Raw genomic sequence first — 13,692 nt, 5'->3', positions numbered from 1 at the left:
AAAGTTTCACGCCAAAAGGGCCGCATGGTGAACGTTCTTTGTATTGGCTCTGTGCTTTGGGATGTGATCGGGCGGTCTGCCTCGGTCATGCGTGTTGGATCGGATGTGCCCGGCCGGATCAGTCAGATCCCCGGCGGTGTTGCGCTGAACATTGCAATGACGCTGGCGCGTTTCGGAATGCGCCCCGCGTTGCTGAGCGCCGTGGGCCGGGATGTCCTGGGCGACGTGTTGATCGCGGAATGTGGCGATTTGGGATTGGATTGCCAATGGATCTATCGCTCTGATGATTTGCCGACCGACCGTTATATGGCCGTCGAAGGCGCGAACGGGCTGATTGCCGCGATTGCGGATGCCCATTCGCTTGAGGCCGCAGATGACAAGATCCTGCGCCCGCTGGTTGATGGCCGTCTTGGCAGCGCCGCGGCGCCCTATTCCGGTTTGATCGCGCTGGATGGCAATTTGACAGAGCACCTGTTGGGCAAGATTTCCCGCGACCCGGTCTTTGCCGCAGCAGATCTGCGGGTGGCACCGGCGTCCCCGGGCAAGGCCGAGCGGCTGATGCCCTTTGTCACCCGCCCCGGTGCTGTGCTGTACGTCAATCGCGAAGAGGCCGGCATCCTGTGCCAGACCGAATTTGGCGATGCGGAATCCGCCGCCGCCGGTCTGGTGGCGCGTGGCGCGAAACGTGCCTTGGTCACCGATGGCGGTGGCCCCTGCGCCGACATTGATGCACAGGGCGCATTCACCCATCGCCCCCCGCAGGTTCTGGTGACCCGTGTCACCGGTGCGGGCGACACTTTCATGGCCGCCCATATGGCGGCCGAGGCCAGCGGCCTGCCCCGCGCCGACGCGCTTGACCGGGCGCTGACCGCTGCTGCCCGTTATGTATCCGGAGAGACCCCACATGATTGACATCCGCTATTCCCCCGAAGTGGCCGAGGCCCGCGAGATTGGCAAACCCCTGGTCGCGTTGGAAAGCACGATCATCACCCACGGCATGCCGTTTCCGCAAAACCTCGAGATGGCGCGCGGGGTCGAGGATGTGATCCGCGACAACGGTGCGGTGCCTGCAACCATCGCCGTGATGGACGGCACGCTGTGCATTGGTCTTGATGATGCGCAATTGACCGCCCTGGCCCAGACCAAAGGCGCGGCAAAACTGTCGCGCGCCGATATGGCGGCCTGTCTGGCGACCGGCGGCACCGGCGCCACGACGGTGGCGGCGACAATGATCGGCGCGGCTTTGGCCGGCATCGATGTCTTTGCCACCGGCGGCATCGGCGGTGTCCACCGTGGCGCAGAGCAAAGCTTCGACATCTCTGCCGACCTGCAGGAAATGTCGCGCACCCCGGTCACCGTTGTGGCCGCCGGCGCCAAGGCGATCCTAGATCTGTCCAAAACGCTGGAAGTGCTGGAAACCCTGGGCGTGCCGGTCATTGCCTATGGTCAGGATGCCTTTCCGGCGTTCTGGTCGGCGACCTCGGCCTATCGCGCCCCCTTGCGGATGGAGGATGCCGCCACCATTGCACGCGCACATCTTATGCGGCGGGCGCTGGGGCTGACGGGCGGGCAATTGGTCGCCAATCCGATTCCCGCAGAGGCAGAGATCCCGCGCAGCGAGATTGATCCCTTCATCCAGCGTGCCCTGCAAGACGCCGAAACACATGGCATCGCGGGCAAGGATGTCACGCCCTATCTGCTGCAACGGATTTTCGAGCTGAGCGATGGCCGGTCGCTGACCGCAAATATCGCGCTTGTGCGCAACAATGCCCGCCTTGCCGCCGAAATCGCCTGCGAACTAAGCAGCCAACAGAGCTAATTCACGGGTTGCTCGTATGAAAGCCATGCCAACCCATTGAGGTTGGCCATGGAACTACCTAGCTTAGCGGTCGGACCCAGCCACAAAGGCCTGCGCCGCCCAGGGAATTGACGCCGCGATGACCACACCCTTTGACGAAGACCCGGCCCCTCGGCCACGCACCGGATGGGTTGCCAGCCTGCGCGCCTCTTTCCTGACCGGGATTGTGGTGATTGCGCCGGTCGGGCTGACCGTTTGGTTGATCTGGACGGTGATCGGCTGGGTTGATGGCGTGGTGTGGCCGTTTGTGCCGAATTCCTATCAGCCAGAGCAGCTTCTGAACCGATTCCTGGGAAATGAGGGCCCGACCGATCCGAATTGGATCCGGGTGAACGTGCGCGGCGTCGGCGTCATTGTCTTCTTGCTGTTCACCCTGTTGGTCGGTTGGATTGCCAAGGGGTTGATCGGCCGGTCCATGGTCCGTTTCGCCGAGAGTTTGGTCGACCGCGTGCCGGTGGTACGCTCGATCTATTCCGGCGTGAAACAGATCGCCGAAACGGTATTCAACCAAGAAGACCGTTCGTTCGAAAAGGCCTGTCTGATCCAATATCCGCGCAAAGGCGTCTGGGCGATCGGCTTTGTGTCGACCACCGCCAAGGGCGAAATAGCGGTGCGGGCGGAAACATCCGGCAAATTGATGTCGGTCTTTGTCCCCACCACACCGAACCCCACCTCTGGGTTTTTGTTGTTTTTCCCAGAGGAAGACGTGATCGAATTGGATATGACGGTGGAACAGGCGGCCAAATTGGTGATTTCCGCCGGTCTGGTCTATCCCAACGGCCAGGATCCCACCAAGCCGCCGAAACATTGACCCGCCGGGAATTGCCCCACCTGTGACCGGTAAGACCGGTAACAGATGTCAGGTAACCAGCACCCCGTGTCAGGCAAACATATCCCGCAGTGTCAGTGTCTGACGCCGCCCCAGATCATCGCCGAACTCGGCCAGAAACGTCTCGACCGCCGCCGCGCCCGCTGTATGTAGCTGGCCAATTACCGAAGGCAGCGGCACGGTTTTCGTTGCCACGTTCAGATCATTCATCAACCCGTCATCCGCCACCATATGAAGACGGGGATTTTCATGCTGCCTTCTTGCACCTTGCCCTGCGATATCAGCCGCTGGACAAAGTCGATGGCCCGCAATTCGCGCAACAGCGACGAATTGAAACTGATTTCATTGATGCGGTTCTGAATGTCCTGTGCCGACTTTGGCACTGTGTCGCGCTCCAGCGGGTTGATGTTGATGATGACAATGTCATCTGGCAACCGCTGATCAAACAGCGGAAACAAGGCCGGATTGCCGGTATAGCCACCGTCCCAATAGGCCTCTGTCGTGCCATCGGCGTCGGTGATGTCCACCGCCTGAAACAGCGTCGGCAAACAGGCCGAGGCCAAAATCACCTGTGGCGAAAGCGTCTCGCCGGAAAACACCTGCACCTTGCCATCGCGCACCCGCGTCGCACAGATAAAGAGCTCCGGCCCATGGTTGGTGTCACACACCCGGCCAAAGTCAAACCCGCGCACAATGTCATCCAGCGGATTGCGGTAAAACGGGCCATAGGCATAGGGCGACATCACACGGCTCATCGTGTCCGCCATGACAAACATCGGCGACATTTCCAACGCACGCGCGGCAATGAGGGGCGCTGGCACAAAGCCCTCCATCCAGGCGGGGATGCGCATATCGCCCAGCCCGCTGACCTTGCCCCATAGCTCTGTCAGCGCCAGGCGCGCACCTTCGCGCCCCCCGGCCACCCAACCCGATTTCAGGGCCGCAGCATTCAACGCCCCGGCCGAGGTGCCGGAAATACCGCCAATCTCGATCCAGTCTTCGGCCAACAGCCGATCCAAGGCGCCCCAGGTAAAGGCACCATGCGCCCCGCCGCCCTGCAGGGCCAGATTGATCCGTACAGTCTCAGGCAAGGCGCCAGTCCTTCTTCTCTTTTTAAAATACGCTGGGGGGCGACCGCAGGTCGGGGGGCTAGCCCCCCTCTGGTTCCTGCCTCCGCCGAACAGAGTTTAAAGCGCGGTCCAGCCGCCATCGACGCTGATGGTCGTGCCGGTGATCTGTGCCGCAGCGTCGGAACACAGGAACACCGCCGTGCCGCCGATCTGTTCGACCGTGGCGAACTCTTTCGAGGGTTGGCGCGTCAGCATGACATTCTTGATCACGTCTTCGCGGCTCATGTCATATTCTTTCATCGTGTCCGGGATCTGTGCCTCGACCAGGGGTGTCAGCACGTAACCGGGACAAATCGCATTTGCGGTGATCGGCTCTTGCGCGGTTTCCAACGCGACGGTCTTGGTCATGCCGACAACGCCGTGTTTGGCCGCGACATAGGCCGATTTGAACGGTGAGGCCGTCAATCCATGTGCACTGGCGACATTGACCACCCGGCCCCAACCCCGCGCCCGCATCCCCGGCAGCGCCGCTGCCATGGTGTGAAACGCCGACGACATGTTGATCGCAATGATCGCATCCCATTTCGCCACCGGAAATTCATCAATCGGCGCCACATGCTGGATGCCGGCGTTGTTCACCAGAATATCGCAGACCCCCGCCTTTTCAATCAAGGCACGGCATTCGTCGCCCTTTGACATGTCGGCCTGAATGTAACGCGCCGTGACGCCAAACTCCTTGGCAATTTCGGCGGCCAGGGCGTGATCCTCGTCCCGGTCGGTGAATGAATTCAGAACCACATCCGCCCCCGCACGCGCCAACTCCTGGGCGACGCCGAGACCAATCCCGGAATTCGATCCTGTGATAACTGCGGTTTTGCCTTTGAGCGACATGATAGCTCCTTCGTGCTTGCCGATTTTGCACTGCAGCCTAATCGCTGCAACTGCAAAAGGCCAAGACCCCATGCCGCGCGCTGATCACAATAAGGTTTCGGGTCATCCGGGGAACGGCAGGCTATATGCACAAAAAAACCCCGGCACGAAGCCGGGGTTAAGTTATTGAGGCAGGTTTCATACAGGCAAGAAACCTATCGAGCAGTGCCCCCTTTATAAGCAATCTTGCGCCCGCATCCAAGCTAAAAGTTTGAAAAGGCAGAAATCCACCGCTACGCTCCAAATCCAATGATACAAGGCATTCAGGAGATTGTTGCCCAAATGCGTCCAATTTTTTTCCACCCAATTGCAACTTTGGGCGCCAGTTTGGCGCTGATTGCAACCATGGGATTTGCATCGGCCGAACCGCAGCATGGCATAGCTATGTATGGCGATCCCGCCCTACCCCAAGATTTTGCGCACCTGCCCTATGCCAACCCGGATGCCCCCACCGGCGGGCGGATCGTGACGGGTGAAACCGGTGGCTTCGACAGCCTCAATCCACAGGTCCCCAAAGGCACCGCACCGTGGCAATTACGTTTCATCGCTTATGAAAGTTTGATGGGCCGCAGTTGGGATGAGCCATTCACGCTTTACGGGGTTTTGGCCGAATCGATAGAGGTCGGACCGAATTGGCAATGGGCGGAATTCACGCTCAATCCCGCCGCCGAATTTTCCGATGGCAGCCCGGTCACGGTGGAAGACGTGATGTGGTCTTATGAAACGCTCGGCACGATTGGCCATCCGCGGTATCACGGGTTGTGGTCGAAAATCGACCGTATGGAACAGACCGGCCCGGGCAAAGTACGCTTTACCTTCAATACCGATGACCGTGAACTTGCGCTATTGGTCGGCATGCGTCCGATTTTGAAAAAGGCGCAATGGGACGGCAAGGATTTTGCCAATTCCGGTCTGGATGACATCCCGATCACCAGCGCGCCTTATGTGATTTCCGATTTTGAACCGGGTCGTTTCCTGTCGTTGAAACGCAATCCCGATTATTGGGGCAAGGATGTGCCATTCCGCCGGGGCACCAATGTGCTCGACGAGATTCGAATGGAGTTTTATGGCGACAGCACCGTCGCGTTTGAGGCTTTCAAAGCCGGAGAGGTGAATACCAACCGCGAATTCAATGCCGGGAAATGGGACAGCCAATATGACTTTCCTGCCGTGACCCGCGGCGACGTGGTGAAATCCATCATTCCGCATCGCCGCGCCAGCGGGATCACCGGTTTCGTGATGAACACGCGTTTGGATCAGTTCAAGGATTGGCGGGTGCGTGATGCCTTGATCCATGCCTTCAACTTTGAATTCATCAACGAAACCCTGACCGGTGGCGAACAACCGCGCATCACCTCCTACTTCTCGAATTCGGTATTGGGCATGCAGGACGGCCCCGCCAGCGGACGGGTGCGCGACTTTCTTGAACCCTATGCCGATGATCTTTTGCCCGGCGCGCTTGAGGGCTATGCCCTGCCCGTCGCTGATGGCTCTGCTCGCAATCGCAAGAACATTGCAGCCGCGATGGACCTTTTTGAACAGGCCGGCTGGACCGTACAGGACGGCCAGATGAAGGATGCCAATGGCACCGCCTTCACCTTTGAAATCCTGTTGAGCCAGGGGTCGTCGGAAAACCAGTCGATCATCGACCTTTACACCCAAGCTCTTGAACGGCTTGGCATTTTTCCGACGGTCACCACCGTCGACAACGCGCAATACAAGGAACGCACCAACAATTACAATTTCGGCATGACCTATTACCGGGTTGGTGTCTCGCTCAGCCCCGGCAATGAACAGCGGCTCTATTGGGGGGCGGACGGTGTGACCGAGCCGGGCACCAAGAACTGGATGGGCATGGCCTCGCCCGCGGCCGAAGCGATGATCGACAAGCTGGTCAATTCCGAAAGCCGCGAAGATTTCGTTGCGGCGGTGCGGGCGCTGGACCGGGTGCTGACCACCGGGCGATACGTGATCCCGATCTATCAATTCAACATCTCGCGTGTTGCACATGCGAAAGAGTTGAAATACCCCGACCACATTCCGATGTACGGCGACTGGATCGGCTGGCAACCGGATGTCTGGTGGTACGAAGAGGAGTGAACATGCGTGCGTTTTGTCTGGTGACATTGATGGCGGCCCTGACAACATTGGCCGCCTGCAACACGGTCGAGGGCGTCGGCCGCGACATCAGTGATGGTGCCCGAAGCGTCAAGGGCATGTTGTGAAGCGCCTGATTGCGCTCTGCGCGGTGATTGGATTGGTCACCGCCTGCAGCCCGGTGCGCAAGGCGACAAAACTGCCGGTCAAGGCCGCCAAGATCGCGGCGCGCGCCGCCTTGCTTTGATTTTCCAGTTCGCGCCCCGAGGAACCTGTGTTCCCCGGCGGCGTGACGGACCCCATCACATCAACAACGTGACACCGCCGTTTCGGCGGTGTTTTCGCGTCTTCGCGACCTCTTCACATTATTTTGCTGACAGAACCGGCCAAAGCATTTTAAGCTTTTTGTGACACTTGCCCTGGAAGGTGAATGTCGGGGCGAAATGGGACGCCTGAATGCGGAGGAATACAATATGAACTGGACGGACATGACACGTGATTGGGGGCGGGCTTTGCGGCACCTGAAACGCCGGTTCCCGCATATCGACGAAACGGCGCTGTCATCGCCCCCCATCCCGCCCGAAGCGATGGCCGAACATCTGGCGCGTCAACACGACCTGACGGATCTGGAGGCCGAAGAAGAGCTGAAGGATTGGATCTATATCCAAAGCCTTGCACGGCAAGCCACGGAAATGGACGCACATTAGCGGCCGCATTTCGGGTGTTGTACGGGTTGGATCAGGTCAGCGATGTCACCCAGAGGATGGTTGCATCATCCTGACTGGTTGAGATCACGTTATGGCCCATGGTTGCGTCGTAATAGGCGCTGTCGCCCCGGCGCATTTCGATCGGCTCATAAAACTCGGTAAAAAGCTTGATAACCCCGGTGAGGACATACAGAAATTCCTCGCCATCATGGCGAATCCAACCGTCGAATTCCTCCATCGAGCGGGCCCTGATCCGCGCGCGATAGGGCAACATCTGCTTTTTGGTCAGCCCCTCGGCCAGAAGTTCATGTTCGTAGGTGATTGTCGCCTGTGCGGCACCTTCGCCAGAGCGGGTGACCGACATCCGGCCATTGACCCGCTCATTCTGGGGCGCCGTGAACAATTGCGGGATCGAAATTCCCAGCCCCAAGGCCAGCTTTTTCAACGCGTCATAGGTCGGTGACATCTGACCGTTTTCGATCTTCGACAGGGTCGACCGTGCCAGCCCGGCCTTGGTTGCCGCCTGTTCCAGCGTCCAACCATGGCCCTTGCGCAATTCACGGACCCGTTCACCAAGGTCAAGCGGCTCGGTATGCACCGGGTCCTCGCTCTTGTCCCGGGCGATACGGATCAATTTTGCATTTTCGGACTTGGTCATAACCATCCTATAAGCAGAGCTGCATGGTCTTGCAACTGGGCCTTGCAGTGCCTACGCCCATGTCTGTTGGCCTTATGTCCCGGAACACCGCTATGCCCGATGCCGCCAAAATCAGCCTGTTCAATCAAGGCCCGCCGCCACCCTGCCCGGCGGATTTCAATCTTGCGCAATTTGTGTTGCGCCATGCGGCGCGCACCCCTGACAAGGATGCCTTGGTGCTGGTGGCGCCCGATGGCACACAAAGTTGGAGCTTTGCGCGCCTTGAAAATGCCGTGCGCGGCATTGCGACGGGGCTGTTGGCAAAGGGGCTGACAGCCGACGACCGGGTGTTGCTGCGGCTGGGCAATACGCCGGATTTTCCGCTGGCTTATCTGGGGTGTATCTGCGCCGGTTTGGTGCCGGTGCCCACGGCGGCACAATTGTCCGAACACGAAACCGCCAAGATCATCGAAATCCTGAACCCGGCGCTGATCCTGCGCGATCCCGTGGTGGCCTGCGCCGAAAGCGATGTGCCGGTGATCCCGGTCACCGAGTTGCAGGAGATGACCACCCTGCCGCCCGCCGAATATGCCATCGGCGATGCCAATCGACCGGCCTATATCGTCTTTACCTCTGGCACCTCCGGCACGCCGCGGGCGGTGGTACATGCCCATCGCGCGGTCTGGGCGCGCCAGATGATGGTCCGGGGGTGGTACGACCTGCGGCCCAGCGATCGGCTTTGCCATGCCGGGGCCTTCAATTGGACGTTCACGCTTGGCACCGGGTTGCTTGATCCTTGGGCGGCTGGGGCCACGGCGCTTATTCCCATGGCGTCGCTGTCCCCTGACCAACTGCCACATCTGCTGGCCCGGCACCGCGCAACCCTGTTTGCCGCCGCACCGGGGGTGTTCCGCAAACTTCTGGCCGCGCCCTTGCCCGCATTGCCCGATCTGCGGCATGCGCTTGCGGCGGGTGAAAAGCTGCCCGAGGGTCTGCGCCGCGCATGGCACGCCGCCACCAACACCGAGATTTACGAAGCCTACGGCATGTCGGAATGTTCCACCTTCATCTCGTCCAGCCCCGCCAATCCCGCCCGCCCCGGCATGTTGGGCCGCCCACAGACAGGCCGCCACATTGCCATTCGCAGCGATGGCAAAACCCTGCCGCTGGGCACGCCGGGCGAAATCTGTATCGCCGACAGCGACCCCGGTCTGATGCTGGAATATCTGAACGCCCCCGAAGCCACCGCGCGCAAACGGTTTGACGGCTGGTTTCATACCGGCGATCTTGGCCAAATGGCGGATGACGGTCAAATCGCCTACCTTGGTCGGGCGGATGACATGATGAACGCCGGCGGTTTCCGGGTGTCCCCGCAAGAGGTGGAACAGGCATTGCACGACCTGCCGGGGCTACAGGCGATTGCGGTGACAGATGTCGAAATCAAGCCGGACACATTTGTCATTGCGGCGTTTTATACTGCCGACCGGGATCTTGACGCGGCGCTGAAAGCCCGGTCCGAAACGGTTCTGGCGCGGTACAAACAACCACGTCTGTTCCGCCGCATGGCGCAATTGCCCACCGGTCCAAACGGCAAACTGTCCCGGCGCGCCCTGCGTCAGGGATTCAGCGCCCCAAAACAGCCCTGATCCGCGATCGACCGCACCGCGACGACAGGCCCCTCTCGCCTTTGGCGCATCACCCTGTTACACCGCAGCAAATTCAGCCAAAGGCAGATCCGCATGACCAAACTCGACATTATCTCTGATCCGATCTGCCCGTGGTGCTATATCGGCAAATCCTATCTTGATCGCGCGCTGGAATCGGCGCCGGATCATCCCTTTACCATTGAATGGCATCCCTTTCAGCTGAACCCCGACATGCCCCGGGGCGGCATGGATCGCCGCGCCTATCTGGAAGGTAAATTCGGCGGCAAGGACGGCGCGGTTCAAGCCTATCTGCCAGTTCAGCAACATGCGGAAAAGGCCGGTCTGGTCATCAATCTGGATGCGATCCAGACCACGCCGAACACCGTCGATGCGCATCGGCTGATCCATTGGGCGGGGATCGAAGGTCGGCAAACTGCGATGGTTTCGGCCTTGTTCAAGGCCTATTTCGTCGATGGCCGCGACATTGGCGACCATGACACCCTGGGCGATATTTCAGACGGGTTGGGAATGGATGCTTCGGTTGTGATGCGCCTGTTGCAAAGTGACAGCGATATTCAGGACATTCAGGACCGCGACAAGGCGGCGCGCGAAATGGGCGTCAACAGCGTGCCGACCTTTGTTGTTGATGGCAAACATGCGGTGCCCGGCGCCCAACCGCCCGAGCTTTGGGCCCAGGTGATTGCAGAATTGAAGGGCCAATCCAGCTAACGCCAGGAGCCGAAACCAGATGCATCCGCTGCGCATTTTGACACTGGTGGTCACCCTGGCCGGATTGGTGGTGGCCGGCACGGTGTTTTTTCGGTTTGCCGAAGGCTGGTCGTGGTTGGATTCCTATTTCTTCACCGTGGTGACCCTGTCGACCGTCGGCTACGGCAGCCTGGTGCCCGCCACGGCGCTGGGAAAAATAGGAACAACTGTATTCATTTTCCTCGGTCTCGGGGTTTTTGCGGTAACAATTCAGCAATTTGGCCAGTTTGCCCTGCGCAAACGCAATGAACATACAGAGTGGCTGATGGCGCAGCTTGGCCATAAAAACAACACGCCCGCCAACACCGACACCCCAAGCGGCAAGGCCGAATCGCGCCGATAGTTTCACGCATAGCGCGATTAATGGTGCATTTTCGCACAATCATCTATTCCTTGACCCGCTGCTCTGCCTGAAATAGCCCCACACCACCCCCCACACGCCCGCAGAAGCGGCGCGTCACATAGGTGTGTGCATGCCCGGTCAACGCATTTCCCAAGTTGAATTTGTCGCCATGATGGCAATTCTGGTGGCAACAATTGCGCTGGCCGTCGACGCCATGTTGCCCGCCATGGCGCAGATCGCCGCAGAGCTGAGTCCCGACAATCCCAACCGTGCCCAGTTGATTGTGACCTCTTTCATCTTTGGCATGGGGATCGGCACGCTGTTTGCCGGGCCTTTGTCCGATCGGTTCGGACGCAAGCCGGTGATTGTGGCCGGGGGGGCAATCTATATCCTTGGGGCGCTGTTGGCCTGGCAGGCACAGACGCTGGAAATGGCGATCTATGCCCGTGTGATCCAGGGGCTTGGGGCCGCAGGCCCGCGGATTGTCACGCTGGCGATTGTCCGCGATCTCTATGCGGGCCGTGAAATGGCGCGTTTGATGTCCTTTGTGATGATCATCTTCACCCTGATCCCGGCCTTTGCACCGACCATCGGGGCGCTCTTGATTTCCTGGGCAGGCTGGCGCGCCGTTTTCTTGATGTTTGTCGTGTTCTGCCTTGCATCGACACTTTGGATGCACCTGCGCTTGCCGGAACCGCTGCCGGTCGAGCACCGCAGGCCCTTGACCCTTGGCGCCCTGAAGCGCGGCACAGCCGAAATCATGACCAACCGTGCCGTGGTCATTGGCATCGCGGCGCAATCCTTTGTCGCGGCGATGTTGTTTTCGGTCCTGTCCAGCACGCAACAGGTGTTTGATCAGGCCTTTGACCACGGGGCGACCTTTCACCTGTGGTTCGGCTTCATCGCATTGGTCGCCGGGACATCCGGTTTCCTGAACTCCGCTTTGGTGCTGAAACTGGGCATGCGGTTTCTGGTGACCCTGACCCTGTTGGTTCAGGTCGGCCTGTCATCGGTGGCGGTGATCCTGATGCAAATGCCGCTGGGCGAAACACTGCATTTTTCAATCTTTGTCATCTGGCAAATCGGCGTGTTTTTTCAGACCGGTATGTGTCTGGGCAATCTGAATGCGCTGGCGATGGAACCGGTGGGTCATATCGCCGGGCTGGCCGCAAGCGTCATTGGTGCGGTGTCGACGGTGATTTCGGTGGCGCTGGCGGTGCCGGTCGGGCTTGCCTTTGACGGCACGCCAACGCCGCTGATCTTGGGGGTGTTGGTCTTTGCCTCGATTGGCACAATTTTGATGGTCTTCCTGCGGCGTGCTGAAATGCGCGACACTCAAGCGAAAGATGCGGCCGCCTAGGTGCGGAAAAACGGCATACATCAGTATACAATGTTTCGCTGAGGGTGGGTTATGCGCTAGCAATGACCCAAGACGCCGAATTCCGTGACCCAACTCAATGAGGCCCCGATGACCAAGATCAAAGTAGACAATCCCATCGTCGAACTCGACGGTGACGAGATGACCCGCATCATGTGGGACTTCATCAAAAAGAAACTGATCACCCCCTACCTTGATGTGGATCTGCTCTATTATGATCTGGGCATCGAAGAGCGCGACCGCACCGATGACCAGATCACATTCGACGCCGCTCACAAGATCCAGGAGGTCGGCGTCGGCGTGAAATGCGCCACCATCACCCCGGACGAACAGCGGGTCGAGGAATTTGGCCTCAAACGCATGTACCCCTCGCCCAATGGCACCATCCGCAACATTCTGGGTGGCGTGGTGTTCCGCGCGCCGATCATCTGCCGCAACGTGCCCCGGCTTGTGCCCGGCTGGACCCGGCCGATCGTGGTCGGGCGCCATGCCTTTGGTGATCAGTACAAGGCGACGAACTTCCGCTATCCCGGCCCCGGCAAGCTGACGATCAAATTCGAAGGCGCCGACGGCACCGTGATCGAAGAGGAAATGTTCGACGCCCCCGGCGCCGGCGTCGCCATGGGCATGTACAACCTCGATGCGTCGATCATTGATTTCGCCCGCGCCTCGCTCAACTACGGCCTCAACCTCGGTTGGCCGGTGTATCTGTCGACCAAAAACACCATCCTCAAGGCCTATGACGGTCGGTTCAAGGATCTGTTCCAGCAGGTCTTCGAAGAGGAGTTCGAAGCCAAATTCAAGGAAAAGGGCATCTGGTACGAACACCGGCTGATCGACGACATGGTGGCCTGTGCGCTGAAATGGAACGGCGGCTTTGTCTGGGCCTGCAAGAACTATGACGGCGACGTGCAATCCGATACCGTGGCCCAGGGCTATGGCTCGCTTGGCCTGATGACCTCGCAGCTGATGACCCCCGATGGCAAGATCGTCGAGGCCGAGGCCGCCCATGGCACCGTCACCCGCCACTATCGCCAACACCAGGCAGGCGAAAGCACGTCAACCAATTCCATTGCCTCGATCTATGCCTGGACCGGCGCGTTGAAACACCGCGCGAAGCTGGACGAAAACGTCGCATTGCGCGCCTTTGCCGAAACATTGGAACGGGTGATCATCGACACAGTGGAAAGCGGCCATATGACCAAGGATCTGGCGCTTCTTGTCGGACCGGATCAAAAATGGCTGACCACCATGGGGTTCCTGGAAAAGATCGACGAAAACCTCAACAAGGCGCTCAAGGGCTGAATCAAACGTGGCGACAATCGCCGTCGCCACGTTTCCGCCACATTCCATCCACCGGCTGTTTCCAATTTCGCGGCAATCAGACGCCTTATGGCCAACCTTTTCCCGTCACGCAAAGATCAGAGGA

Annotated in this window: 14 protein-coding genes and 1 pseudogene; 12 read left to right on the top strand and 3 right to left on the bottom strand. The window is 59.5% G+C overall.

Annotated features, from left to right (window positions below):
• Window positions 1–24 precede the first annotated feature (24 nt).
• The 3 genes from AC0L4F_RS06125 (at window position 25) to AC0L4F_RS06115 (ending at window position 2,669) form a co-directional block, all read left to right on the top strand.
• A complete protein-coding gene (locus AC0L4F_RS06125) occupies window positions 25–912 on the top strand; it encodes a PfkB family carbohydrate kinase (protein WP_244686487.1) in 888 nt (295 codons plus the stop codon).
• Window positions 905–1,819, top strand: coding sequence for a pseudouridine-5'-phosphate glycosidase (locus AC0L4F_RS06120; RefSeq protein WP_244686485.1), 915 nt, complete (start codon window positions 905–907; stop codon window positions 1,817–1,819). The genes AC0L4F_RS06125 and AC0L4F_RS06120 overlap by 8 nt, the downstream gene beginning before the upstream one ends.
• Window positions 1,820–1,937: 118 nt before the next feature.
• A complete protein-coding gene (locus AC0L4F_RS06115) occupies window positions 1,938–2,669 on the top strand; it encodes a DUF502 domain-containing protein (protein WP_244686483.1) in 732 nt (243 codons plus the stop codon).
• A gap of 69 nt (window positions 2,670–2,738) precedes the next feature.
• Here AC0L4F_RS06115 and AC0L4F_RS06110 read toward each other — a convergent pair.
• A pseudogene (locus tag AC0L4F_RS06110) lies at window positions 2,739–3,778 on the bottom strand (patatin-like phospholipase family protein).
• Window positions 3,779–3,874: 96 nt separating this feature from the next.
• Window positions 3,875–4,648, bottom strand: a complete 774-nt coding sequence (locus AC0L4F_RS06105; RefSeq protein ID WP_244686481.1) for a 3-hydroxybutyrate dehydrogenase — start codon at window positions 4,646–4,648, stop codon at window positions 3,875–3,877.
• 321 nt (window positions 4,649–4,969) lie between these two features.
• Here AC0L4F_RS06105 and AC0L4F_RS06100 point away from each other — a divergent pair, with 321 nt between their 5' ends.
• The 4 genes from AC0L4F_RS06100 to AC0L4F_RS06085 all read left to right on the top strand — a co-directional run bounded on the left by AC0L4F_RS06100 (window position 4,970) and on the right by AC0L4F_RS06085 (window position 7,491).
• Window positions 4,970–6,787, top strand: a complete 1,818-nt coding sequence (locus tag AC0L4F_RS06100) for an extracellular solute-binding protein (protein ID WP_473446095.1) — start codon at window positions 4,970–4,972, stop codon at window positions 6,785–6,787.
• 2 nt (window positions 6,788–6,789) lie between these two features.
• Window positions 6,790–6,912 (top strand): entericidin EcnA/B family protein, encoded by a 123-nt coding sequence (locus AC0L4F_RS06095; protein WP_244686477.1) that lies wholly within the window; start codon window positions 6,790–6,792, stop codon window positions 6,910–6,912.
• A complete protein-coding gene (locus tag AC0L4F_RS06090) occupies window positions 6,909–7,031 on the top strand; it encodes a hypothetical protein (protein WP_280520507.1) in 123 nt (40 codons plus the stop codon). The genes AC0L4F_RS06095 and AC0L4F_RS06090 overlap by 4 nt, the downstream gene beginning before the upstream one ends.
• Before the next feature lie 226 nt (window positions 7,032–7,257).
• Window positions 7,258–7,491 carry a hypothetical protein gene (locus AC0L4F_RS06085; RefSeq protein ID WP_244686475.1) on the top strand — a complete coding sequence of 78 codons (234 nt, stop codon included), beginning with the start codon at window positions 7,258–7,260 and terminating at the stop codon, window positions 7,489–7,491.
• Window positions 7,492–7,522: 31 nt separating this feature from the next.
• On the opposite strand, the gene AC0L4F_RS06080 is transcribed toward AC0L4F_RS06085, so the two are convergent.
• Window positions 7,523–8,149: a helix-turn-helix domain-containing protein gene (locus AC0L4F_RS06080; RefSeq protein WP_244686473.1), complete on the bottom strand. Its 627-nt coding sequence runs from the start codon at window positions 8,147–8,149 to the stop codon at window positions 7,523–7,525.
• A 92-nt stretch (window positions 8,150–8,241) separates the two neighbouring features.
• On the opposite strand from AC0L4F_RS06080, the gene AC0L4F_RS06075 reads away from it, so the two are divergent.
• The 5 genes from AC0L4F_RS06075 (at window position 8,242) to AC0L4F_RS06055 (ending at window position 13,568) form a co-directional block, all read left to right on the top strand.
• Window positions 8,242–9,774 (top strand): class I adenylate-forming enzyme family protein, encoded by a 1,533-nt coding sequence (locus AC0L4F_RS06075; RefSeq protein ID WP_244686471.1) that lies wholly within the window; start codon window positions 8,242–8,244, stop codon window positions 9,772–9,774.
• Between the two features lie 93 nt (window positions 9,775–9,867).
• Window positions 9,868–10,503 (top strand): DsbA family oxidoreductase, encoded by a 636-nt coding sequence (locus tag AC0L4F_RS06070; protein WP_244686469.1) that lies wholly within the window; start codon window positions 9,868–9,870, stop codon window positions 10,501–10,503.
• A 19-nt stretch (window positions 10,504–10,522) separates the two neighbouring features.
• Window positions 10,523–10,885, top strand: a complete 363-nt coding sequence (locus AC0L4F_RS06065) for a potassium channel family protein (RefSeq protein ID WP_244686467.1) — start codon at window positions 10,523–10,525, stop codon at window positions 10,883–10,885.
• A 130-nt stretch (window positions 10,886–11,015) separates the two neighbouring features.
• Complete coding sequence (locus AC0L4F_RS06060) at window positions 11,016–12,245, top strand: multidrug effflux MFS transporter (RefSeq protein WP_244686465.1); 1,230 nt, start codon at window positions 11,016–11,018, stop codon at window positions 12,243–12,245.
• 108 nt (window positions 12,246–12,353) lie between these two features.
• Window positions 12,354–13,568 (top strand): NADP-dependent isocitrate dehydrogenase, encoded by a 1,215-nt coding sequence (locus AC0L4F_RS06055; protein WP_244686463.1) that lies wholly within the window; start codon window positions 12,354–12,356, stop codon window positions 13,566–13,568.
• Window positions 13,569–13,692: the final 124 nt, after the last annotated feature.

The organism is Marinovum sp. J2-8, from assembly GCF_055808435.1.
The sequence above is the reverse complement of the archived record's forward strand: the minus strand, read 5'-3'. Positions and strand labels throughout refer to the sequence as shown.